Genomic DNA, 24,553 nt, shown 5'->3' on the forward strand with positions numbered 1-24,553 from the left:
ATATGATGCGGTACGCGCCCGTCGACGTGACTGGCGCGTATAATTTTTTGATTAGGCGACCTGCGTGCGCGTGTACTCGTCGGGGATGCCGTTTCGCTTATTTAGGCGTAGCGACTGGTGCACCTCAGGCGTCGTAATGCCCAGCGGGATACAACCGTCGGAGTCGATCAGATGAAAAGCGTCTACTTTCACCTTTAAGCGCACGTCGTTGTGGTGCAAGCGGGCCATGGCGGCCAACGCGGCACGAAGGGCGCGTACCATGGCCGTGTCTGTTTCTTCTTGGTCTACCTCCACGTCATCGGCTCTCACATTCGCCATCGCCTGATGAATCGCCGAGTAGTCGGATTTGGTGTGAGAAAGCAAGCTCACCTCGCTTCCTTTCAATGTGGATTCGGCCCAGAGCAACAGACGCGCAAAATACTCTGCAACCTCGGTCTGTCTGGCCCCAAAGGTCCATTCACCGGCTCCAGCCCCATCTTGAATGAGGGCCGGACGATCCCGCTTTCCAGCCTGCTGGTACTGTGGAAAGTGGTTGTTCGCCCATTGATCAATGACGCTGCTGTACCATCCCAACTGCTTTAGATGACCCGGTGACATGCTGGTGATCATGCGGTCAAGCCCTTTCGAGAAGTCCTCTTGCCCGCCCTGACGCAGATGGAAGGCCGCCAGGTGAAGCAGGTAGGCAAACTGCTCGCGCAGTGCCCCCGTGTTGCTGTATGGCAAGTTTTCCCATTGTATGTGCATCTGGTTGCCGTCGGGCACAAAGACACGCACTTGTGTTTGGCTGTCGCCTCCAGGTTGCCCGATCGCATCGAGCATCGCAAGTCCGGCCATGAACTCTTCGAAATAAGCCGGATTCGACTGTGCAGCGCTGCCGAGATGCGCTTCCACCTGGTTGCGCCCCGGATTGTCAGAGCCAATGACGTACACGCCATCGTACATCGCGTCGCTGGTGCGATACACCTTACTGTAGAACTGAAGGGCGCTGGCCGTGTCAAGCAGGAAGCGGTCGGGATCAACGCTCTCTTTGCGCTCACGCGGCTGGTAGTGGGGCAAAATCTTAATGGCGTTCCATTGCAGTCGGTCCTTGTTGACCATTGTGCCCTGCGTGCGGTCGAGCGCCCGCTCTACGCATTCACGGACCACTGGAATCAGGGAGGCCCCGGTTCCACCGAACACAGAGGCGGTTACCATCACCGGTATGTTCGTTGACGTTCCAGTAGCTGCATTGGCCAGCGCGCTTAAGAAGTTCTGTGCGTTTTCGTTGCGCACGAGCACGTTGTTCAGATGCTCGGAGAGGTGTAAACATCCCAGGTTGGGACGCGCCCGGAAGCCATCTTCGCAAGTCGCCTCGCGCTCACTTTCATCGTAGAGCAGTTCGAGTACCTGGCGCGTCTCATTGTCGGTGCTTGAGGCCGTGTTTAACCCTCCGCTGATAACCGTGTCGAGCGGCTCAGTGAGGCGATACAGTGTGATGTCGGTGCCAAACAACCCCGCTTCAACATCCTCGCTACTGGCTAACGGATTCCAGCTACTACTGGAGGCCGTTGTTTGCACATCCCAATCGTAGCGCTGCATTTCGTTGTAGGCATCCGCTGTTTTCTGGGTGCGCATTACATTGCCATTGGAGGCATCGGTATCCACCATAAGGATGTGTACGTTTTTGGGGCCACGCCCTGTTGCACACAGGTGAATGAACGACTCGGCGACTTTGGCCCCGGTGCCGCCTCCGGTGATGATAAACACGTGGTCAGACATATAGTGCAAAAGATTTTAAGAGAAAAGAGAAGATGGTTACTTAGCGCGGCACTCTGGAATTACACAAGTTGGCCGGCTTCAATGCCCTGCGTAGATCCGTACGACTTGCAGGCCCAGAGGCTACCCGCCAGCACGCCCAATACGGCAGCCCCCAGAAGCACAAGATAGAGCCCCCATGAAATCCCCCCGCCTGACCCGAGCGTAGTAACTGCTGCGGGTGAGGCATTCAGCAAATCCCCTACGACAAACTGCAGATCTTCCAGTCCCTCGTGCACAACCGGAATGAGCACCTCTAAAAGCGCGACGCCTATCAGGATAGCGGCCACAACCCCGAGCACCGTACGGTTACGGCCCTTCAGGTGCTCAGCAATGCGTGCGGGGCCTTGCCGCCCCATCGACTTGATGTCGCCCCGAGCCAGGAAGGTGATGATGCTCAAGAAAATGAGGGCTGTGCCCAGGAAGATAACGGTGAGTACCATGTGTTTTTGTTTGGACTTGAATGCAGGAAAGCAATGCGTATGCGTAAGTGTGTACCGTGTCATCGCCACTCTGTAACCAGCAGCGCCTCGCCCAGCACGTAGTGTTCGCGGATCACTGCCCCCATGGTTTGCTGGATGTTAAGTGTCTGACTGCAGGCATCGGTATCGTCGTCGCGACGGACAGACAGGTCATCGGGAATGAGTCGGTTGGCTCCCGATGCGCCAAGTCCCAGTTGTACCACCGAGGCGATGCGCTCGCGTCGTTGCTGCGGAACGTAAGACATTGACGCATCGACATGGGCCTGCCAGGTGTCGTGGACCGTGGCGTCGGTGTTGAAGATGCGGGGTTCGTCGGTTTTCGTAAGGACGACATTGCTATTGGCCACCGAGAGGGTGTCGATGCGCCAATGCTGGAAGGTAGGCTGCAGCGCGTCCATGACCCGCTCCCGGTTGGCCTCTGACAAAGCACGCCATGGAAGCGCTGTGCTATCGACGGACACGTCGAACTGTAGAGGGGCTCCTGGTGTGGCATCTTGGTCGGCCACCCGGCCTGAGAAAACGTGACCTACATCGGGGTGCGTACCATGGTGGTCGACCAGCGAACGAAAGAGCCGCTCACCGCGCCGCTGTCCATCGACCGGATGCGCCCGCTCGCGCGGCTCAACCGAAGTGCTCGACGTGCCAATCGTTATCTGGTGAACCGTTTCTATGCCGTTTGCCTCAAGAATGCTAAGATATTCTTGCTTGGCCGCAACCGATGGGAAAAACCCAAATCCGTAAAAAGGGCGGTCGTCGCAGTTGTACGCAATGGCTCCTATCTCGGGCACCTCGTGGTAGTACGTGCCGTCATACGGCCCCCGGTAGGCGAGCAGCGTGAAAACCCCTCCGGTTTCAAGCCAGTCTCCAATAGAACTCACAATGCCTCCAAATCGAGCGCCTTCTTCAGGAGCTGATTGCACGCCATCGCTGATAACCAGATGAGGCTTATCCGAATCGAGGTCGGCAAAGAGCGGTCCGTAGTCGTTGTTGACCCACAGATACGCATCGGGATCTTCGAGAAAGAACGGATCCACTGGTTCAACCACTTGCCCTTGTTCTTGGGAGGGATATCCGAATCCGTAAAAGTCGACCTGGCCAGCGAGTTGTTCGTCGAGTGTACTCAGCAAATCGAAGTAGACCGACTCCCCTCCAAGCGTGTACGGACGCATACTCGCCGAACGGTCTACGTAGACCTGTAGATCGCCGGCCTCCTGTTCAGGGTGGGGCGTTATGTCGCCCACTGACTCAATGTGCCGGTTGATTTCTTCGACGAGCAGCGGCGCCTCTTCATCAGGAAGGATGGGTCCGCATCCGCTCATCACAATCAACAGAGCGAACACGCCGGTCCAGGGCATCCATAACCGAATGAGGGTATGCTTAGAAAGAACCATAGGCGATTAACAGCAGAAGGGAATATCGGAAATATACAAGGCGGTATGTACGAGTGTTAGTATTCAGGCACCCAGCCGGGGGGTGGCGTATCGGTAAAGACGAGACGCATTTCGAGACGGCGGTTCTCGGCGCGCTCAGCGGCTGTTTCGTTACATGCTTCAATATCTCCAGACGGGCAGTTGCGCGGACGAAACTCGCCGTATCCAGACGCAGACATGTCTAACTCGGTTGGATCGAGTCCACCATCAATGAGCGATTCAATCACACGCGTAGCCCGTGCAGTGCTCAGCTCCCAATTGGATCGAAAGGCTCCACTGATTGGCACATTATCTGTGTGCCCCTGCACCTGGACTTCGGTGAGCGTTTCAAGGCGCTCGCCTCCTGTCTGGCCGGTAATCTCTTGAGCAATTTGCTGCATGAGGTCTGCCCCAAGATCACTCAACGCGTCATTCCCACTCTCGAACGTCACATCCGACCCGAACTGAAGATTCTGGATAATACCGTCGCGGGTGATTTCAATATCGTATCCTTGACGCCGGAGTTCTTCTATTCGCTCATCAATCTGTGCTTGTTCTTCCTCACGCATCTCAATCCACGGTTCCTCTTCCTCATCATCCAGTTCAATGAACCGGGCCACCTGATAAGTGACCATGAGTACCATGACGAGCGCAAACGCCAGCATGGCGTCGGTGAAGACGGGCCACACATTGACAGATTGGGATCGACGGCGAGCCATAAAGAAATGGAACTAAACGGGGGAGCGTCCGCGCGCCCGGCGGATGTTGAGGAGGACACTGATGGTACGAAAGGCTGTTGCACTTTGTAACATTATAATATCTACAAACAAACTTCGCCAATCGCAAACAAAACGTTTCGTCCTTTCGCTTTCGATGGGGTAATATCTACAATACGTAAATGGATATGCTCTGCTGACAGGCGTGCAAGAGGACGCTCCGTCTGTACGGGGCGTGCAAGAGGGCGATCCGCCTGTACGGGACGTGCCCAGGGCAATCGCATTAAAATCTTTGATGGCTTAGCTTCATTACACAAGATAAGTGGTGTTATGGACAAGTAGACCTGAATCAATGGTGTCTGACGAAGATTCTGCAGCCTCTGACCCGACTGTGTTGGACCTTACTGCTCACTTTGCCGAGGTCACGGACCCGCGCATCGACCGGTGCAAACAGCATACGTTGCTCGATATCATCGGGTTGACGATCTGTGCGGTCATCGCAGGAGCGGACACGTTCACCGCCATCGAGCGGTTTGGCCGAGCGCGTCGAGCGTGGCTGGAGCAGTTTTTGGAATTGGAGGGCGGCATCCCCTCGCATGACACGCTGGGCCGGGTATGGAGCCGGATCAACCCGACCGAATTTGAAGCGGGGTTTCGGCGATGGATGGCCGATTTGACAGAGGGAATCGAGGAGGTCATTGCCATCGATGGAAAGACGCTTCGCAGCAGCTATGACCGCGAGTCAAGCAAGGCCGCGCTCCAGATGGTCAATGCCTGGTCGTGTGAGCAAGAAGTGGTTTTAGGACAGGAAGCGGTGCCTGCGACCACCAACGAAACCAAGACGCTTCCACCGCTGCTCCACCTGCTGGAACTGGAAGGAGCGATCGTGACAATTGATGCAGCGGGATGTTATGCGGAGGTTGCTGAGGAGATTCTACGCGCAGGAGCCGACTACGTGATCACGCTGAAAGCTAACCAGAAGCATCTATATCGGGAGGCAAAGGCCCTTTTTGACCAGTTAGAGGCCATTGGGCGTCTTCCCGAGCCGCATAAGTCGGTTGACGGCGGGCATGATCGCGTCGAAGTACGTCGCTGCTGGGCCCTTGCTGTCAATAATACAGATGTCAATAATACAGAATTGAATAGAGAATCGAATACGGGAGAATCGAATACGGGAGAATCGAATACGGAAGGCTGGCCCGGACTGTCAACGATCTGCCGAATTCAGTCGGAGCGCCACCACCCTGATGGGTCCATTGAGACAAAAGAACGGCTGTTCATCTCCAGCTTAGAAGCGGACCCCGATCAACTTTTGAAAGCCGTACGTCACCATTGGCATGTGGAGAACAAGCTGCATTGGTCGTTGGATGTAGCGTTTGGGGAAGATGAGAGCCGAGTGCGAACCGGGCACGCAGCGCAGAATTTGGGCGTGGTCCGTCGGCTCGCGCTTAGCCTGTTGAAGCAAGAGACGAGCCGAAGCCAAGGAATCGCAATCAAGCGCAAAGAAGCCGCCTGGAATCCCGATTACTTATTGAAGGTCCTCACCGGTGGAAATTAAATGCGATTGCCCTGGGGACGTGCCGGGCCTGTCCTGCTGGCGTTGAGATTCTTCCGCCTTGCGGCGTCAGGATGACGCATGGTGGGAGGCCGGTGCCTGACTCATAAAGCGCCAACTTCCGTTTCCAGTCATGCTGAACGCAGTGAAGCATCTCGACGCCGTACGGTCGGGGTGCCCTGCCGCCAGGCGTGCAAGAAGGTGCTCCGCCTGTACGGGGCGTGCTGGGCGTGTCGTGCTGGCGTTGAGATCCTTCCGCCTTGCAGCGTCAGGATGACGCGGGATGTGGGCGGGTGCCGACTTGATAGGATTACATTCCTAACAACTCGTCGCCCCAATCAGCCCAAGTTGGATTTTGCGCTTCGATCAGCGCGACTTTCCTTGCGCGCCGCCATCCTTTGATCTCTTTTTCGCGTGCGATAGCGTCTGCTGGACGGTCGTAGGTCTCGTAATGCACCAGACGGGTCACGTTGTACCGCCGAGTAAATCCTGGGATCTGCTTGCCTCGATGCTGGCGAAGGCGGTGCTCAAGGTTGTTTGTCATGCCGGTATAGAGCACGCGCGACCGGCTCGCCAGAATGTAAACGTAGTAGCCTCGCATGCAGAAATGAGTGCTGATGTGTGGATGGTTTTGTCTTTCATGGAGTGGTAGCAAAATACCGCGACGTATGGATTTACGCAAGTTGGTCAACCGGGCAATTGGAAGAGCATAAGCCTCTCATATGGGTCATGCTGAACGGAGTGAAGCATCTCGACGCCGTACGGTCGGGATGCTCTGTCACCGGGCGTGCAAGAGGGCGATCCGTCTGTACGGGGCGTGCCGAGCGTGTGGTGCTGGCGTTGAGATCCTTCCGCCTTGCGGCGTCAGGATGACACATGGTGGGAGGCCGGTGCCTGACTCATAAAGCGCCAACTTCCGTTTCCAGTCATGCTGAACGTAGTGAAGCATCTCAGCACCGTACGGTTGGGAAGCGGTGCCGCCAGGCGTGCAAGAGGGCGATCCGCCTGCACGGGGCGTGCCGAGCGTGTCATGCTGGCATTGAGATCCTTCCGCCTTCCGGCGTCAGGATGACGTGGAGTGTAGGGAGGTGCTGACTTGAGGGCACAGGCTTTCCATGCAGGTCATGCTGAACGGAGTGGAGCATCTCGACGCCGTACGGTCGGGATGCTCTGTCACCGGGCGTGCAAGAGGGCGATCCGCCTGTACGGGACGTGCCGGGCCTGTCCTGCTGGCGTTGAGATTCTTCCGCCTTGCGGCGTCAGGATGACGCATGGTGGGAGGCCGGTGCCTGACTCATAAAGCGCCAACTTCCGTTTCCAGTCATGCTGAACGCAGTGAAGCATCTCGACGCCGTACGGTCGGGGTGCCCTGCCGCCAGGCGTGCAAGAAGGTGCTCCGCCTGTACGGGGCGTGCCGGGCCTGTCGTGCTGGCGTTGAGGTCCTTCCGCCTTCCGGCGTCAGGATGACGTGGAGTGTAGGGACATGCTGACTTGAGGACACAGGCTTTCCACCCATGTCATGCTGAACGCAGCAGCGTTACCCGACATGACGGCGTACATTACTCTTTGGCTATGCGCGCATGCCTTGCGCTTCAAAAGCCGGACGCAGCACCTCGCGCGCAAACGTCTTGAGCGTGGTAGGCGTGGTGGTTGATTTGGTACGGGGTTCGGCCTTGTACGCCGTTCCGTAGTGCGCCAGTCCGCCCGTCATGGCTGCGTAGTCGGCTGCTGTGCCCGGACTCGCGCCCATCGATACGAGGGTTTCGGCGACAGCTTCGGGCGATACCTGCTGGTAGTGCACCGGGCGCTCCAGCGCGTCGCTGAATACAGCGGCGGCTTCGCGCATGGTGCAGTCGGATGGTCCGTGCACGCCGACGCAGTCGTGTCCGGCCCAGTCGCCCGACCGCAGCCACCGAACCGCCACGTCGGCGATGTCGCGGGTGGCTACCATCGGGTTGGGCAGGTCGGGGGGAAGTGCGTTGTACATCGTCTGCTCGGATGCGATCGTCGCCAGGTTGACCAGGAAGTTCTCCATGAAGTAGCCGGGGCGCAGCGCCACGACATGCTTGGCCTTTTCGTACAGCATGTTCTCGACAGCGCCCAGCGCAGAGATTGGTCCGAGATCGTCGTGCTGGGCCCCCGCGCTCGACAGGAAAACGATGCGCGGTGATGAATCAGCGGGCAGAGCGTCGACAAATGTGTTTCCAAGCTGTGTGTACCACGCCCCGAAGTTTTCAGCAGACAGGTTGGGCGGTGCCAAGAAGAAGACGGCGCGCACGCCATTGAGCGCCGTACGCAGGTCGTCGACATGCTGCAGATCTCCTTCTACGACTTCGGCATGCGTAGCGGCGATGATGGAGAGCCGGGTGCGGTCGCGCACGAAGAGCCGCGTAGGCTCTCCGGCATCAAGCAGCCGCTGGGTAACACGCCGTCCGATGTTGCCCGTCGGCGTGGTCACGAGGATAGGAGACTGCACGGTAGTCATAGGGATTCGGTGGGCATAGACGAAAAGCTAAACACTTTTTTATACCGATGTTTTTTTGCCTCGTCATGCGCCCCCTAACTGCGATGTATATGCGCCAGTGGCGCTATGTGCCATACTGTGCGGGTGGTGATATGCTCTTTTACCAGAGTACCCCAGAGGAGATGTGGATCCTGGATCGGTAGCGGTTCAATGTTAAATGATTGCCTGTGGTTTACATCATCGCAATCTGCTCAAACCCCCTCTGTCTGCCGACATCTCCCCCTTGGCCAAGGGGGAGAAACCCGTAGGGAGAGGGGGTTCGAAGAAGAAAGAGCTGCTGCATTCAATCGCTTTATCATTTAGCGTCTATCCACTACCCCTGGATCTTGTCTGCAGGGGCGTGCTTCTCCGACCGCGTGCAGCCTGCGGGGCGTTTTCAGACGCTGCCTACTCCGTTATACGAATGCTGCTACTTCACACGATCGGGGTTGGCATCTACAAAGCTGCCCCAACCGCTGTACTGTTCGGTGGCCCCGTGCGAGCGGCGATTCGTGTGGCAGAGCGCAATGGCAAGCGCGTCGGAGGCATCGAGCGCGATGTCGGTGGCGGCGCCGTCTATCTCCAGAATCGCATGGATCATGTAGCGCACCTGCTGTTTTGAGGCGTTACCGTTGCCTGTCACCGACTTCTTCACCTCTTTGGGCGTGTACTGCACTACATCCAGGTCGTTATTGAGCCCTGCCATCATTGCAGCGGCCTGGGCGCGCCCTAGCTTGAGCATCGACTGCGGGTTCTTTCCGTACACGGGCATTTCGATGGCCAGCACCTCGGGGGCATGCGCATCAATGAGGGCCGCCACTTCGTCGTAGATCTGCTTGAGCCGGTCGATGTGAGCTGTATCGCCGCTCAGTCGGACAACCCCCTTTGCGTGTGCACGCTCAGTCGATCCATCGGCCTCTACCACCCCGTAGCCCGTAGCGTTGGATCCAGGGTCAATGCCAAGAATGATCATGCGGGTGTATATGCTGAATAGGAAAGCATCGTGTGGTGCTGTAAGCAAAGGTTATTCGCCGGAGCGTAGCGAGAGGGCTTCTCCGTCGTCGGCGAGTGTCGTATACACGGCGTCCACGTCGTCGTGGTCTTCGACTTTTTCGACCAGCGTGCGCACCTGTTCGGCCTCGGAGGCATCGAGCGAGACGGTGGTCGCGGGGATGCGCACCAGGTCGGCGTCGTCGACAGGAATGTCAGCTGATTCGAGGGCGTCTTCGACGTTTGTGAACGTCTCGACCGGAGTCGTTACCACGTACATATCGTCTTCAGTGCGCAGGTCTTCGGCGCCCGCCTCCACCACGATCTCAAAAAGCGCCAGCTCATCAGCAGCATCAGCCGGGACGCGGATCTCTCCTTTCTGCTCGAAGAGATAGCCCACGGATCCATCTTTGCCCAGATTGCCCTGGTGCGTGCTAAAGAGATGCCGCAAATCGGCCACGGTGCGATTGGTGTTATCCGTCATCGCCTCAATGAACACAGCCACGCCGTGCGGCGCATAGCCCTCGTAACTGGCCGGCTCGTAGTCCTGGCCTTCGAGCTCGCCCGTCCCGCGCTTGATGGCCCGCTCAATCGTGTCTTTGGCCATGTTCTCGGCCTCGGCGCGCTCAATAGCATTGGCAAGCGTAGCGTTCATCTCGGGGTCGCCCCCGCCCTCGCGGGCCGCCACCGAAATCTCGCGCGAGAGCCGCGCCCAGATCTTTGACTTCTTCTTGTCTTCTTTCGCCTTCTGCCGTTTGATCTTCGACCATTTATTGTGTCCAGCCATTGCCGTATGGGGTCTGTTTGCAGAGTGCTGGTGCAGTAGAATTCGTACGAGGGGAGTGCGAAGGGGGTTCGTTCTAACGGGGCAGCCCAGGTTGTGCATGAATCAGCCTTTTCATCACGTTTGTGCTACTCCGTTTCACACCGTGCCTTACGAATGGGGCCGTTTCTACGCCAAGAGTTTGTACATTACGTGGGCATCAACAAGCCCCTTTTCGGCATGGTTAAACGCATTAGGGAGCGTACCGATGATATCGAATCCCATCTTTTTCCATAGCCTGATCGCACCGCGATTGGTTTCAACGACAAGATTGTACTGCATCGCGTGATAGCCCATCCGACGGGCCTCGTTTAGCGAGTGGGTGCACAGAGCGTGGCCAATCCCTTGTCCACGTGCGTCCGATGCCACCATATAGCCCGCATTGCAAACGTGTGCTCCCCGGCCCGGCTGGTTTGGCTTGATGTAGTACGTCCCCAACACTCGTCCGCTTTTTTCGGCAACGTAGCACGCTTCTGGCGTTTCCACCCACCGATGCAGCGCCTCATCGCGCTGGATGTCGGAGGGGTACGCATAGGTGATGCCAGCAACTACCACCTCATCAAAGATCGTCCACACTGCATTATAGTCGCGTGGTGTTACGGTACGGATGTTGAGCATGGTCTCTTTTAAATCCCGTTTGCCGTTCTGACTTAGGGCCAGCGCGAACGCTGCTGATCGGAAGCCAAAAGATTACGCCTACGGCCTCCGATCCATTTTCCACCATGCTATGGGAATCGCTATGGGAGCAGCGATGCTAAGCATCAAAACCCACGCTATCTTGCTTGTTATAGTGTGCTCTTTCGTCTGAATCACGCGCACGAGATAATAAATGTACAGCCCCACGCCAATAACCAGCCCGTCCCCACCAACGAAAAGTCCCCAATCGGACCCAGCATACAGTTGAGGCGAAATATCGCCTGTGGATGCTAGCGCATTCAGAAAAGCAGGGTGTTGATAAAGAAAAACCACTCCTCCGATCACACTCAGTAGCGGAATAAACGCGCACACGCCAAGCACTCTGTTGCGAAGCAACGAAGTCATGATCTACTGAACTGTTTACACAAAATATGTGATGTAAAGCGACGTCGCACGGAATGGACACTGAACGCTACGGGGCCTCATGTACCCGTACCCGAAACGGACTATACAAAACAGCCGCCAGTGCGGCCCCGATGATACCTGCAGGCACAGCATACACCGGCACGAAGAGGAAGGCGAGCGCCGTCGTTGAAGACACCCGTTCATCGGTGTAGTACGGTGCTTGTGCTCCCCACGCCACCACCAGAATCATCGCCAGAATGCCGATAAGCCCTCCCACGAATACCGGCGCACTATAGTCGCTGAATCTGGTTCGCTCAAGAAACATGAGAAGGAGGCCGAGCAGAACGTAGGGCACGAGCCGAAACGCCGTAAAAAAGACATATCCGATCATATCAAAATGCGCGAACGCATCCGCAAAGCCCGCTCCAACAGAGTAGCCGCCTACGTGGACAGCCAGTACCCATTGTACTACATGTTCGTTGATGAGGAGTGCCGTGAGTAGAAGCACACTCCAGTATTGACGTTTGGACACTGGTTTCATTTCGTAAGGCAATATGAAAGCGCGCAGATCTGAATTGTCTCAATCTACGAACATAACGACTGATAAGCGAACGGTACTGCTCTTTTTTTATGCAGGTCCCCCTTTGTACGTCGTCCTCCCCAAAAGCCCACGATAAATAACGCGTCGATATATCGTCACCAGTGTTGCTATATCGACAAAGTAAGGTGTGATCCAGAACGTACATCATCTTTTCTTAACATTTGTAAGTTAATTAAAAAACAGTATTATAACCTGCTTATTTTGAAAAAAAGAAGGACGCGGCATAGAATTGTCGATGTAGTAGGGGTGCATCGCAATCTTGTTGATTTAATCCTTACGTGCTATGTCTACCTCAACGGCTACGCCTCCGACAGGTACTCCCTCGCCCGATGCTCTTAAAGCGCTTCGCAACCGGGATCCGGAAGCAGTGGAATGCTGGGTATACAACAACCGCTCGTTTATTTTGGGGGTGCTGCAACGGTACTCGAAAACAACGGAAGAAGCACAAGACCTTCTTCAAGAGACCTTTTTTCAGGCGCTGCGCAGCCTGCCTAATTTCCGGGGTGGTTCAAAGATGACAACCTGGTTGTACAGCATTGCCAAAAACGTAGCGCTGCAGCGCGGGCGTACCAACGACCGGTATGCGCATCTGGAAGACGATGCGCTCAACCGCATGATGTCTACCACGCACGGTACCGCGTTTCGAGGTCCGTCGCCATCCTCTCCAGACACGGCAGCCGCCCAGAGCGAAGAGGAGTCCTTGCTATATGACGCGCTCGACGAACTTCCCGATTCGTATCGGGAAGTGATTACCCTGCGCGACCTGAACGAATTGTCTACCGACGAGGTGGCGAACAAACTGGACATTACCACAGGCAATGTCCGTGTTCGTTTACACCGGGCACGCAAACGGCTCCGTTCGATTCTCAAACCGCATGTTGAAGGGGCCTATACATGGGGCACAGCGTAACGAACTCCGCACGATAGGGTACATCAGGGGGCCGCCGGTCAGGGCTTTCCCGTGCTGGCACGATCTCTGTTCTATGTACCGGTAGATCTGCTGTATTAGATCGCCCCTTCGTTCTCTTATACCTTCACTTAGCCACGAGGTCTGCTATGAATTGCCCTCCCTCTCCTATCCGCATTGCCGATGACGGCGAAGTGACTGGTATGCTTTGTCAGTTTGCCTCGGCCTTTAACCTGACGCGCGCAGCGGTCTTGCGTGTGCTTCGTACCCAAGCCCCTGAATCCGTTATTCTGAGTGCCGGATCGGGACTCGACCGCTTCCTCATTATAGACCAGCGGGCGCTTGATGCTCTGCAGAGGTATGCTGAGGCAACAACGCGACCGCTTCGCGAGTCAGCTGCCTACGCGCTGGCCCGCCCAGCATAAACGCGCAGACACTGCGCCTCCATCTCGGTGAACTCTCGCCGAAAATAGCGTTTTTTGTTGTAGACACGGTGAGTTTCCTGGCCTTGCGGTTGCGTGATGTGCACGTGCCCTGTAGGTTAATCTGCTGCCGCCCATACCCGGCCTCTGTATTGTCGGGGGCTCTGTTGAATCAACCGTGCCGCTATGGAACTCGCTCTTATCGCTCTGTACGCATTCCTCATTGTGAATGTGATGCTGCTCTCGGCATCCGTGCTTGTTTATGCCGAACGCCGCGTTTCTGGATTCATGCAAAACCGGCCCGGCCCCAACCGTGTGGGGCCTCTCGGCATCTTGCAGCCCTTTGCTGATGTGGCCAAGTTCGTGTTTAAGGAGGACATCCAACCCGCGGCCTCCGATAAATTTATTCACGCCTTGGCTCCGGTGGCCATGGTGGTCGTTGCCATGAGCGCGGCCTCCCTCATCCCGTTTGCTCAAGGGGTCGTTCTGCTGGATGTAGACACAGGAGCGCTTCTGCTCCTTGCTCTTACGTCGGTGACGGTGTACGGCATTACTCTGGGCGGGTGGAGCTCCAATAGCAAATACTCGTTGCTTGGCGGCCTCCGCTCGGCAGCGCAGATGATTTCATACGAGCTGTCGATGGGCCTGGCTGTGATCTCAGTCGTTATCATTGCGGGCACCATGAGCTTCTCGGGCATCGTAGAAGACCAGGCCAGCGGATGGGCCCTCCTGGGATGGAATGTCTTCCGTAACCCCGTTGGCTGCCTCATCTTTATTGTAACGGCGTTTGCTGAAACCAACCGGGCCCCCTTCGACTTGCCCGAGGCCGAACAGGAACTCGTGGGGGGCTACCACACCGAGTACAGCGGCATGAAGTTTGGCATGTTCTTCCTGGCCGAATACGTAAACTGGTTTGTGGCTTCCTTCTTCATCGTAACGCTGTTCTTTGGCGGATACCTGATCCCATTCCAGCCGCTGCTCCTCGAAGCCTTCCCAGCACTCGAAGGCTCCATCCTGCTGATGCTGCTGCAAATTGCCAGCCTCATGGTTAAGGTTGCCTTCTTTGCGTTCCTCTTTATCTGGGTGCGGTGGACCTTCCCGCGCTTCAAGTACAACCAACTGATGGAGCTCGGCTGGAAGAAGCTACTTCCCATTGCCATTGCCAACACCATTGTGATTGCCATTGGCGTCGCCATCTTTAAGTCCATCTTTTAATCCAGGCACCCCACGTTGAACGCTCCCAGCAACAGCCCGCCACGTATTACCGTGAGCGGGCTGTTTGCATAACAGGGGGATGTGAACCGCCCTCCTTTGAATCGATATGGACTATTCGTTTCAACACACAGCCCCCTGTACGCTATTTATGCACGATTCTTGCATGTTTGTCGTGTACGTGTGCGGCTGTGGGCCCCCGATGGCTGGCGTGTTCACCGAAAGATAGCGCATGCCGGGCGAACCGTTCATGGCCAGCCGCGTGCGTGCGCATGAACCGTCTAACTTGCTGACTTGCTCTCCTGCCCTGTACTCATGGCTCTGATCGCCCCCTCCCTCATTGCCGCCGACTATGGCCACCTCCATGCCCAAGCGACCACTGCGCTAGAGGCTGGGGCCGACTGGCTCCACCTTGATGTGATGGACGGACAATTTGTGCCCAACCTTACCATCGGCCCGGGCATTGTCGCAGCCATGCGTCCCGTTGCCGATGCGCATGACGCCTTGCTCGACGTGCACCTGATGATTGACGATCCGGATCGCTTCATCGACACGTTTGCTGAAGCGGGAGCCGATGTATGCACCGTTCATGCCGAAGCGTGTACCCACTTGCACCGCGTCATTCAACACATTCAGGATACCGATATGCAGGCGGGCGTCGCCATCAACCCAGGCACCCCTATCAGCGCCATTAACGCGGTGCTGCCGATGGTAGATATGGTATTGGTGATGTCGGTGAACCCGGGATTTAGCGGACAAGCGTTCATCCCCGCCAGCACCATGCGCATCCAACAGCTTCGCCGACAGCTCAATGCCTTGGGATCTAATGCCGCCCTGCAAGTGGATGGCGGCGTAAAGCCCGACAACGCTCGCGCGCTGCTGGATGCAGGCGCAACAGTCCTTGTGGCTGGGAGCGCTATCTTTGATGGTAGCGATGCTGTAGCCGAAAATGTGCAGACCTTCCGGGACACAATCATGCTTGAAGCGTAATTAAAGATAGGGTCAGCGTGACAAACCCAACACCTGTATCCCATTCTCTACAAGGATTTTGAGTCCCTAATGGATACTTCTGTTGCCCTGGTTACTGGCGCCAATGCTGGAATCGGCAAAGCAACCGCCGCGGGGCTACTTCGGCACGGCTATCATGTTATTCTTTGGTGCCGCACCCTCGAAAGCGCTACAACAACGGCCCGTGATCTAGAAGCAGACACCGGATCATCGGCTCTTGACACCGTTGCGGCCGACTTGACCGACTTTGATGCCATCCGCGAAACCGCCATCACGGTGCTTGATCGCTACGATCGCCTCGATGTGCTTATCAATAATGCCGGAGTCATTAAAACCGAACGGCAAACCAACGAGGAGGGCATCGAAGAAACCTTTGCCGTGAATTACCTGGCGCCGTTTCTGCTCTCGCATAAGCTGCTGCCTCTACTCAAGCAGACCGCTGATGAGCAGGGCGAAGCCCGCGTTGTAAACGTAGGCTCCGATGCCCACCGCGGTGCGCTACGCTTCAACGCCGATGCTATGAGCAATGGCGAAGCCGGGCTCACCGCTTACATGCAGTCGAAGCTGGCCCTGGTACTCTTCACCAATGAGCTGGCGCGCCGCCTGCACGCAACAGGCGTTACCGTAAACTGCGTGCACCCTGGTGTGGTCTCCACCAATATCTGGGAGGGACCAGGCCTACTCTCGTGGTGTGTGCGTCGTATCCAGTGGCTGTTCAAATCGCCCGAAAGTGGGGCCGAAGGCCCGCTGTACGTAGCCACCGCCCCCAAACTGGAAGGCCAAACAGGGCTCTACTTCGATGGCACCTCGCAAGCCAAGCCGTCGATTGCTGCGTTTGATGAGAAAGCGGCCGCCGAGCTTTGGAACCGCAGCCGCGACCTTGTAGACCTCGATCCCACTGAAATGACGTACACCTGATTTCCTCTTCATGCTCGACCTGTCCGACCAAACCGTTCTCGTTACTGGAGCCAGCCGGGGCATCGGGCGAGCCATTGCGATTGCGTGCGCCCAAGCAGGAGCCGCTGTAGCTGTCCACTACGGACACAGTGCCGACGCCGCCTTCGATGTGGCCGAGGCATGCGGCGCCAACGCGCACACGTTTCAAGCCGATCTAACCGACCTCGACGCGACCCATGCCCTCTTCGATGCCGTCGCTTCCACCTACGGGGCGGTGGATGGGCTCGTACTCAATGCCGGCGTGGCCCGTCACATGCCGCTTGATGCCGACCGCTCCGCTTGGCACGCCGACTGGCAGGCCACCATGCACGTGAACCTGCGCGCTCCCGAAGTGCTGTGCCGCCACGCCCTGCGCCACTTTCGCGCCAACGGAGGCGGACGCATCGTGAGCGTGGCCTCGCGCGCAGCCTTTCGGGGCGACACAATCGATTACATGACCTACGCCGCCTCGAAAGCCGGACTCGTTGCCCTCACTCGGTCAATCGCTCGCGGAGCCGGATCCGACAACGTGAAGGCGTTTACACTCGCCCCTGGCTTCACTCGTACCGATATGGCGCAAGACTTTATTGATGAATACGGACCGAGCTTCGTGCGCGAAGACTTGGCGCTTAACGACTTGACCGAACCCGACGATATTGCTCCAACAGCCGCCTTTCTGCTCTCGGGCGCTGCCGACCACGCCACCGGGACCACCATTGACCTGAACGCCGGTAGCTATGTGCATTGAAAAAATAACGTACGCATAATGGCATGATGTTGGCGGATGTGTGGGTATAGCTATATAATGTAGCTGCTTATCTTTACCCACCACCCGGTCTTGCCTACCATGCGATCTTTCGCTCCCTTGGGGGCGCACGCCATTCGTGCGTGTCGTCTTCCCATTGCTCTATTGTTTATTCTCGCCATCGGTCTGGTTGGGCTTACAGCCTGCGATGACAGCCCCACCAGCCCCGCCGACGATCCCGATCCCCCTGAAGACGCTGTCGAAATCACCATTCAGGGCACCGTATCGGCTGATTCTGCAGTCGGCTCTTCAGTCGAAGGCGCCACCGTAACCGGCGAAATAAATGACACCGTCGTGTTCGATGTCACCACCGATTCCGATGGCGCGTACACAGCCACATTCGAGACCCATGCAGACGTCTCCAACATCCTGTTGCGTGTTAACGCATCAGACTACGAGTCTGACGAAGAAACCCGCGAACTACGGGCTGAGCTGGAGCATAACGTAACGCTTCAGCGCATCTTACAGGAGATGAACGTGACGTTCATTGACGTAGGGCAGGGTGCAGCAGTCCTGCTGGATACGGGGAGCGAGGCCGTGCTCTTCGATGCCGGACGCAGCAGCCGCACGGTCTATGAGTATCTACAGAGCAGCGGCATCAGCGAACTGGATCTGATTATTGCGAGCCACGCCCATGCCGACCATATCGGCGGTTTCGAGCGCATCCTCGATAACAAATCCGTTCAGAAGATCTGGTACAACGGCCAAACGCACACCACACAAACCTTTGAGGGCTTTATCGATGCAGCCTTAAGCAGCAGTGCCGAGTACGTGGAGCCCACGCGCGGCCACATCAAAACGCTGGGTGGACTCAACCTGGAGGTGTTGCATCCTACCACAAGTGCCGCCGATTATACCGGCTCCCTGCACGATAAAAATATCGTGGTGCGCGCATCCTACGGCGATGTGGCATTCATGCTCACCGGCGATGCAGAGATCGACGTAGAAGACGAACTGATTGCCGCAGGCGTACCGCTGGATGCACAGGTGCTCAAGATGGGCCACCACGGCAGCCGTACCAGCACGGGAAGCGCATTCGTCAACGCGGTCAATCCTGAGGTGGCCATCTATCAGGCCAGCGCCACGAACCAGTACGGCCATCCGCATGCCGAAGCCCTTGCCAACGTGCAAAGTACTGCTGATGTGTATGGCAGCGACACCCACGGCACCATCCAGTTCACAACCGATGGCAGCGGGTATACCGTAACGACCAGCGCCACGCCCGATGACGATGAGCCAAACGACGACCCAGAGGATGACCCTGCCGATGATGATCCGGACGAGGGCGAATGCGTTGACCTGAACAGTGCCTCGCTGGAGGAGCTACAGGACATCGTACACATCGGAGCCAGTCGCGCCGAACAGATCATTGACCTGCGTCCGTTTGAGTCGCTCGATGAGCTTACGCAAGTTAACGGCATCAGCGACGGCCGTCTTGACGACATCAAGGAGCAGGGGCTCGCTTGCGTAGTTGAAGAGTAACGTCTCGTTCTATGCGTTAATTTATAAGCACTATTGCTCTGTCACAGGTCAATCTTCGGGTAACGCATGTACCCTCTGACGTACCTAAACTAACTCACGTCCTTGTCATTGCGAGCGGAGCGAAGCAATCTCATTGCTGCCAGACCGGATGTAGCTGCCCAATCAACGGCATGAGATCGCCGCGTCAGTCGCAGGACTCCCTCCTCGCGATGACAAGTTTGGCCCCTAACAATCACGTGTGACACAGTACTATGCCTTCGTTGTCCGACGTTGTTACGATCGACCGGGTGGACGATAACGGGTGGGCCGTCCTGGAGTACGGGCCGAACGATACGTGGCCTGTACCGGTGAGGTGGTTGCCCGATGCAGCCACCGAGGGCACTGTGCTTCGCCTTATCCGCACCGCTGGAGCAGACGAATCACGCGTTCAGTTTGTCATTGACTCCGCCACAGAAACCGCCCGCCGCACCCGGGTCCGCCGCAAACTGGACCGACTGCGCAATCAGTCTTGACGGGGCGCTCGGGATCTCGAAAGGCCTATCCAGTGCGGAGTAACGGTATCAAAGAATGCCCCGTTTTGTGACGGGCGGTTTGAGAGAACGTTGCGTTCTTTTTGTCCAAGTTCTGCACACAAGAACGGCAAGTTGGCTTGAAGCCTTTACGGGTTTACCATCTTCTATGCTAGCTCCTCACTTATTTTCGCGAGGGTCTTCCGCGCCTCTGCTGTAGCTGTTTCAGCTGCCATCCTCCACTGTCCGGGATGAGTGCTATATTTGTTACCTTCATAATCAGCGTCGTTGCGACGGTCTCGCATTATCTCCAACAGGTTGGAAATGCTATGGTGTCCGTTGCTATCAAAGTGGTTAATTAAACGGCGATGCGAGGAGCCCCCACGTTTTGTTACAGATGGAGGCGCATGCCTCAGCGCTATATTGTACACAGCGTAGTAGGCCCGACTCACTGCCGCACGGTTCTTAGCTTCAGCCTCTTTGCTCGTGCCATCCGTCGTGAGTTGCTCAGCAAGATCCAGATATGCGTGCCAGTCAAAGGTCATAGAGATAGAGACGAAATGGAACAAGCACTTGTCTCAGGCGGGCATTACATCGTAGGTCAACACTATATTCCCATCTGACACTTTCCGTAGACGGGAGGCCAGCTTTTCGTTTACGTGCATAAACGCATCGACTGCTTCTGAAACAGGCATTGACGTCACGATACGCACATATAGCTGTGGAGTACCTGACTCTTCCGGGTCATTTTTGACTTCAAGCTTCAGGTCTGCTTCTGTAAAATGTATGCCTATGACATTGGGAATTTGCCCCAGTGCCAGTAAAGCATCAGGGTGTGTTAGAGTCCAAGCTCGTAATACATCTTTGTTGGCAATCTCATACGTGCTTGCAAGTGCATCAACCTGATCACTTACCTGCCAATATATCGAATCCTCCGAAGATACAAATTCACCAGAGGTCTGCCAAGGACGGATTGTCGCGGTACGGACAGTCATTGTCCGTGCAGGCTTGATACGCTCGCTCGATTCGAGTGGGCCTTGAATAGATTTCATAGGGTTACCCTTGGTTTTCAGGTTGCTGGCGAAACCGGCTCCGAAGAGCATCGGTGATCAGCGATTCAAATCGTTCTTCGATGGCGTCGTGTGCTTTGTCCATCCAAAGTTTGACGGTGTCGTTGGTTGTCGATGGGACGGTCTTTGCGTAGGTGATTCCGAGTTTCACTTCTACCTCATCATGCTTGTCGTATCGCGAGTTGCTAAGCTCTACGTTCAAAATGTTTTCCTCGTTGTAGGATCTCGCAACGCCTGCAAAGAAAGCATGGCTTCCCGCCGATAGAGGTTCATCGTAGTTGATGCTCATTGCAAGAACATCGTTCAACGCGTCGTCGGGGCGAAGGTGAATTCCATTTACGTAAGAGAGCCGCATTCGATCAATACGTGCGGGTTCAGCGACTGCGGTGTACGCCTTATATGCTTCCCAGATACGCTCCCGAAATGTCTTCCATGAACTGTATGGGGTCATGCGATGCACAGACAGGTGGTGCTCACCGATCTGCACAAGCTTGTTTTCATCCTCACTAAGTAGTCGGGTACGTGGTTCTTCGACAACAGATGGCTTTTCTCTTCCTTCCTGGTGCCGGACTCCATAGGTGGTTACCGTTTTCTTGATCGGATACGCCAACTTCAGATCTGCGTAGATAAGCCCCTGGTAGGTTGGATCCCACTCCGAAGCATCACTAAAATCAAACGTGCACACCGCTTCTTTGAGCGGAGGGTTTGGGTATGACATGACTTATACAGTTTGAGAAAGAAGGCCGTTTCATTCTGCAAATTGCTCAATATGGTGTGGCCTCACCACACCCAATATACGAAAAAGTATGTCGGATGCGAATGACATAGTTGTTACACATCGTGTTGATTAGGGAACAAACACACAGATGACAGACATAGGCCACTTCTGTTACAAATACCGCCTTCACCCACTCATTTGTGACACGTATAGTCACTGAATATGAGCTCAAGACATTGAATTGAATGACTCTAAAAGAAAAGAGGGTGGGCCCGGCAGGACTTGAACCTGCGACCGATCGATTATGAGTCGACTGCTCTAACCACCTGAGCTACGGGCCCATTGCCAAGGACATATCCGATTGGGAGATGTGCATACATAGCCACCGATTTCCAGCCAAAGGGGTTCCGCCTCAGGTTTGAACATCTGGTGGGTGCCCCAACATATCTCATGAGCCACCCCATTCGAGACATCACCCGCCCACTCACTTTCCTCTGATGCTGTTGTCTCGTATGTTAGAGCCGTCCGGCTTCGCTCATTGCCTCCCCGACCGCTTATGCGCCTTCTTTCGCTACTCACCGCTCTGCTGATCGCGCTTGCGCCGCCCGTCCTGGCCGACGATCTGCCTACCATCGAGGAAAAAACCGACGGATTTGAGCAGATGGACGGCTTTGTGCCGCTTTACTGGGACGACGCCACCGGGTCGCTCTGGATGGAGATTCCAGCATTCGATGCAGACCTGCTCTACGTGAACTATCTCACGGGCGGACTCGGCTCGAACGATGTGGGGCTCGATCGTGGACAGCTGGGCGACACGCGGGTGGTGCGCTTTGAGCGCGTCGGGCCCAAAGTGCTGCTCGTGCAGCCGAACCAGACCTATCGCGCTCATACCGACAATCCAGCAGAGCGGCAGGCCGTCGCCGATGCGTTTGCCGATGGCGTGCTGTGGGGATTCGAAGCCGCTGCACAAACCGGCAACCGGGTGCTGGTCGAGGCCACCGACTTCGTTGTGCGCGATGTGCACGGGGCCACGCAGCGCCTACAGCAGCGCGGGCAGGGCAGCTTCCGCCTGGAGCCAAGCCGCAGCACGCCCGACATGGAGCGCACCGGGGCGTTTCCGCAGAATACCGAGATGGAGGCGCGGCTCACGTTCGTGACCGACGGCTCGCCGGGCGCCGAGGTGCGCAGCACCGCCGAAGAGCCCACCTCGTTCGGACTCCGCGTGCGGCACTCGCTGGTGGAGCTGTCCGACCCCGACGGCTTTGAACAGCGGGCCCATCATCCGCGCTCGGGCTACTACAGCTTTAGCTACGAGGACTACGCGGCTCCCATTACGGAAGATATGACGCAGCGCTATATCCCCCGGCACCGTCTGGCATGCGACGACGAACCCGGCGATGACGGTCTCTGCACGCCCGAAGAGCCGATCGTCTATTACCTCGATCCGGGCACGCCCGAACCGGTACGCACAGCCTTGCTCGACGGCGCCCGCTGGTGGAACGAAGCCTTTGAGGCCGCCGGATACCGCGATGCCTTCCAGGTCGAGATGCTGCCCGACGAGGCCGACCCGATGGACATCCGCTACAACGTGATTCAGTGGGTGCATCGTTCTACCCGAGGCTGGAGCTACGGTCCCTCGGTCACCGACCCGCGCACCGGCGAGATCCTCAAAGGACACATCGTGCTGGGCTCGCTGCGTGTGCGGCAAGACCTGCTGCTGGCTGAGGGCCTCACCGCACCGTACACCGACGACCATGCCACCGGACTGCCCGCCGACGACAATCCGCTGCTCGATATGGCGCTCGATCGCATCCGGCAGCTCTCGGCGCACGAGATCGGCCACACGCTGGGGCTGCGCCACAACTTTGCCGCCTCGGCCAACGACCGCGCTTCGGTGATGGACTACCCCGCTCCGTATGCCACGCTCGATGACGATGGAGCAGTGTCGCTGGAGGACGCTTACGCCACCGGCATGGGGGCGTGGGACAACACGGCCGTCCGCTATGGCTACGCGTATCCGCAGGAGGGCGAGACCGAAGACGAACTGCTCGCGCGCATCCTGCAGGAGTTCGACGAGCAGGGCCTCGACTACATTACCGATACCGACGCACGGGCAGCAGGCGGCGCGCACCCAACCGCCCACCTGTGGGATAACGGCGACGACATGGTCGAGGCGCTGCGTCACGAAATGGATGTGCGCGAGGCCGCTTTAGACACGTTCGGCGAGGCGGTCATCCGCACCGGCGAGCCCCACGCGCTCATGGAGGAGGTGCTCGTGCCGCTCTATCTGCGGCATCGGTATCAGATTGAGGCCACGTCGAAGCTCGTGGGCGGGGTAACGTACAGCTATTCAGTTCGGGGGGATGCGCAGCATGCGCCTAGGCCCGTGACCGCTGCCGACCAAGAGGCGGCGCTCGATGCCTTGCTTGCGACGCTTGCGCCCGACGCCCTGCGCCTACCGGAAGCGGCTCGCACACAGATCGCTCCGCGTCCGCCAGGCTACCCCGACAACCGCGAACTCTTCTCCGGCCACACCGGACTCACCTTCGACGATCATGCCCCTGCCGCAGTGGTGGCCACCATGGTATTCGACCAGCTCCTGCATCCAGAGCGGACGGCGCGCCTGGTGCAGCAGTCTGCCCACGACAGCGACCTGCCCGCGCTCCATGACGTGCTCGAACGCGTGACCACAGCGGTGTGGTATGCCGACGTCCCGAGTGATGCCTACAACGCCGCGCTGCAACGCATCGTGCAGCAGGGGTGGACGGATGCGCTGCTTGAGCACGCCACCCACCCCAACGCTGCCCCCATGGTACGCGCCCACCTGACCCATCACCTGCGCACGCTGCACAGCTGGCTCAACGAAAACGCGACGGGCAACCCTGACACCGAGGCGCACCGTGCGCACATCCACGACCAGATCGAGCGCTTCCTGAACCGGACGCACGACGCGGCCGCGCCGATGCCTGAGGTGCAGACGCCCCCGGGCTCGCCGATTGGGCAGGACGCGCCTGCGTATCACCAGCGGCAGGCCGAACGCCGCACATGGCTGGAGACTGCTCTGCCCGAGCGGGCTGCGTGCCACGCCCCGTGGTAGATGGGGATTGGCGCACCGACAATACGCCGGGGACGCAAGCGATCCCCCGGCTCTGGGAATTTCGAGTTCGGTGTAGATCCTTAACTCAAAGGCATAAGATGAATATATAGTTAACTTAAATTATATTGTTGAAAAAAAAGAAGGCGACATATCATAAAAGCGTTCACTATAACACTGCTAACAGCATTTAGTTAGACATGTCGTCAATAAAAGAACAACTATAGGGTTTCTCTTATTATCTTTACTACTTATTTTTAGCTTCACGATGGTGTCCACCGATAATTCAGCTAGTGCCGGAGCTGGATGGGACTATGCATTTGTCCTGGTGGATAACGATTCTTGTGATAGTGGCAAGGAGGGATTTTGCATGCTTGACGGACTTGACTGCTCTAGCCATGGCGGTGGAAGTACAGGATGTCTGTTGACATTCAAATGAAGTGATAATGGATTAGTAAGAGAATTCAATTAGCTTG

At 56.9% G+C, this 24,553-nt stretch carries 22 protein-coding genes and 1 tRNA gene; 10 read left to right on the forward strand and 13 right to left on the reverse strand.

The window, feature by feature from the left end:
• Positions 1-51 precede the first annotated feature (51 nt).
• From ACZ5AL_RS12775 to ACZ5AL_RS12790, 4 genes are read right to left on the reverse strand one after another with little or no spacing between them, the layout of a single operon-like run.
• A complete protein-coding gene (locus ACZ5AL_RS12775; RefSeq protein WP_464510856.1) occupies positions 52-1,758 on the reverse strand; it encodes a hypothetical protein in 1,707 nt (568 codons plus the stop codon).
• Between the two features lie 59 nt (positions 1,759-1,817).
• Positions 1,818-2,237 (reverse strand): hypothetical protein, encoded by a 420-nt coding sequence (locus ACZ5AL_RS12780; RefSeq protein ID WP_464510857.1) that lies wholly within the window; start codon positions 2,235-2,237, stop codon positions 1,818-1,820.
• A gap of 59 nt (positions 2,238-2,296) precedes the next feature.
• On the reverse strand, positions 2,297-3,667 hold the full coding sequence (locus ACZ5AL_RS12785; RefSeq protein ID WP_464510859.1) for a hypothetical protein: 1,371 nt from the start codon (positions 3,665-3,667) through the stop codon (positions 2,297-2,299).
• A 56-nt stretch (positions 3,668-3,723) separates the two neighbouring features.
• Positions 3,724-4,404, reverse strand: a complete 681-nt coding sequence (locus ACZ5AL_RS12790; RefSeq protein ID WP_464510860.1) for an OmpA/MotB family protein — start codon at positions 4,402-4,404, stop codon at positions 3,724-3,726.
• A gap of 349 nt (positions 4,405-4,753) precedes the next feature.
• Here ACZ5AL_RS12790 and ACZ5AL_RS12795 point away from each other — a divergent pair, with 349 nt between their 5' ends.
• A complete protein-coding gene (locus ACZ5AL_RS12795) occupies positions 4,754-5,959 on the forward strand; it encodes an ISAs1 family transposase (RefSeq protein WP_464510861.1) in 1,206 nt (401 codons plus the stop codon).
• A 307-nt stretch (positions 5,960-6,266) separates the two neighbouring features.
• Here the strand turns inward: ACZ5AL_RS12795 and ACZ5AL_RS12800 are convergent, their stop codons facing one another.
• From ACZ5AL_RS12800 to ACZ5AL_RS12825, 6 genes are all read right to left on the reverse strand, one after another.
• Positions 6,267-6,557 carry a GIY-YIG nuclease family protein gene (locus ACZ5AL_RS12800; RefSeq protein WP_464510863.1) on the reverse strand — a complete coding sequence of 97 codons (291 nt, stop codon included), beginning with the start codon at positions 6,555-6,557 and terminating at the stop codon, positions 6,267-6,269.
• A 969-nt stretch (positions 6,558-7,526) separates the two neighbouring features.
• Entirely contained in the window at positions 7,527-8,441 is a 915-nt protein-coding gene (locus ACZ5AL_RS12805; protein WP_464510864.1) for an NmrA family NAD(P)-binding protein, read from the reverse strand.
• Positions 8,442-8,889: 448 nt separating this feature from the next.
• On the reverse strand, positions 8,890-9,432 hold the full coding sequence (gene ruvC / locus ACZ5AL_RS12810) for a crossover junction endodeoxyribonuclease RuvC (protein ID WP_464510865.1): 543 nt from the start codon (positions 9,430-9,432) through the stop codon (positions 8,890-8,892).
• A 51-nt stretch (positions 9,433-9,483) separates the two neighbouring features.
• The gene (locus tag ACZ5AL_RS12815) at positions 9,484-10,236 is read right to left on the reverse strand and encodes a YebC/PmpR family DNA-binding transcriptional regulator (protein WP_464510867.1); all 753 of its coding nucleotides are present in this window, start codon (positions 10,234-10,236) and stop codon (positions 9,484-9,486) included.
• 165 nt (positions 10,237-10,401) lie between these two features.
• On the reverse strand, positions 10,402-10,890 hold the full coding sequence (locus tag ACZ5AL_RS12820; protein ID WP_464510868.1) for an N-acetyltransferase family protein: 489 nt from the start codon (positions 10,888-10,890) through the stop codon (positions 10,402-10,404).
• 490 nt (positions 10,891-11,380) lie between these two features.
• Positions 11,381-11,821 carry a hypothetical protein gene (locus tag ACZ5AL_RS12825; protein ID WP_464510869.1) on the reverse strand — a complete coding sequence of 147 codons (441 nt, stop codon included), beginning with the start codon at positions 11,819-11,821 and terminating at the stop codon, positions 11,381-11,383.
• Positions 11,822-12,197: 376 nt separating this feature from the next.
• Here ACZ5AL_RS12825 and ACZ5AL_RS12830 point away from each other — a divergent pair, with 376 nt between their 5' ends.
• The 8 genes from ACZ5AL_RS12830 (at position 12,198) to ACZ5AL_RS12865 (ending at position 19,198) form a co-directional block, all read left to right on the forward strand.
• Positions 12,198-12,824 (forward strand): RNA polymerase sigma factor, encoded by a 627-nt coding sequence (locus tag ACZ5AL_RS12830; protein WP_464510871.1) that lies wholly within the window; start codon positions 12,198-12,200, stop codon positions 12,822-12,824.
• Positions 12,825-12,970: 146 nt separating this feature from the next.
• Positions 12,971-13,246: a hypothetical protein gene (locus ACZ5AL_RS12835; protein WP_464510872.1), complete on the forward strand. Its 276-nt coding sequence runs from the start codon at positions 12,971-12,973 to the stop codon at positions 13,244-13,246.
• Positions 13,247-13,429: 183 nt separating this feature from the next.
• Positions 13,430-14,458, forward strand: coding sequence for an NADH-quinone oxidoreductase subunit NuoH (nuoH, locus tag ACZ5AL_RS12840; protein ID WP_464510873.1), 1,029 nt, complete (start codon positions 13,430-13,432; stop codon positions 14,456-14,458).
• A 312-nt stretch (positions 14,459-14,770) separates the two neighbouring features.
• Positions 14,771-15,445, forward strand: coding sequence for a ribulose-phosphate 3-epimerase (rpe, locus tag ACZ5AL_RS12845; RefSeq protein WP_464510875.1), 675 nt, complete (start codon positions 14,771-14,773; stop codon positions 15,443-15,445).
• Positions 15,446-15,514: 69 nt separating this feature from the next.
• Entirely contained in the window at positions 15,515-16,381 is an 867-nt protein-coding gene (locus ACZ5AL_RS12850) for an SDR family NAD(P)-dependent oxidoreductase (RefSeq protein ID WP_464510876.1), read from the forward strand.
• A gap of 10 nt (positions 16,382-16,391) precedes the next feature.
• Positions 16,392-17,147 (forward strand): SDR family NAD(P)-dependent oxidoreductase, encoded by a 756-nt coding sequence (locus ACZ5AL_RS12855; RefSeq protein WP_464510877.1) that lies wholly within the window; start codon positions 16,392-16,394, stop codon positions 17,145-17,147.
• Positions 17,148-17,246: 99 nt separating this feature from the next.
• Positions 17,247-18,686, forward strand: a complete 1,440-nt coding sequence (locus ACZ5AL_RS12860) for an MBL fold metallo-hydrolase (protein ID WP_464510879.1) — start codon at positions 17,247-17,249, stop codon at positions 18,684-18,686.
• 251 nt (positions 18,687-18,937) lie between these two features.
• Entirely contained in the window at positions 18,938-19,198 is a 261-nt protein-coding gene (locus tag ACZ5AL_RS12865; RefSeq protein WP_464510880.1) for a DUF3006 domain-containing protein, read from the forward strand.
• Positions 19,199-19,773: 575 nt separating this feature from the next.
• Here the strand turns inward: ACZ5AL_RS12865 and ACZ5AL_RS12870 are convergent.
• The 3 genes from ACZ5AL_RS12870 to ACZ5AL_RS12880 all read right to left on the reverse strand — a co-directional run bounded on the left by ACZ5AL_RS12870 (position 19,774) and on the right by ACZ5AL_RS12880 (position 21,324).
• Complete coding sequence (locus ACZ5AL_RS12870) at positions 19,774-20,247, reverse strand: hypothetical protein (RefSeq protein WP_464510881.1); 474 nt, start codon at positions 20,245-20,247, stop codon at positions 19,774-19,776.
• Between the two features lie 4 nt (positions 20,248-20,251).
• Positions 20,252-20,983 carry a TIGR04255 family protein gene (locus ACZ5AL_RS12875; protein ID WP_464510883.1) on the reverse strand — a complete coding sequence of 244 codons (732 nt, stop codon included), beginning with the start codon at positions 20,981-20,983 and terminating at the stop codon, positions 20,252-20,254.
• A gap of 267 nt (positions 20,984-21,250) precedes the next feature.
• Positions 21,251-21,324, reverse strand: a tRNA-Ile gene (locus ACZ5AL_RS12880).
• Positions 21,325-21,539: 215 nt separating this feature from the next.
• On the opposite strand from ACZ5AL_RS12880, the gene ACZ5AL_RS12885 reads away from it, so the two are divergent.
• Complete coding sequence (locus tag ACZ5AL_RS12885; RefSeq protein WP_464510884.1) at positions 21,540-24,080, forward strand: zinc-dependent metalloprotease; 2,541 nt, start codon at positions 21,540-21,542, stop codon at positions 24,078-24,080.
• Positions 24,081-24,553: the final 473 nt, after the last annotated feature.

This window comes from Natronotalea proteinilytica, from assembly GCF_055379935.1.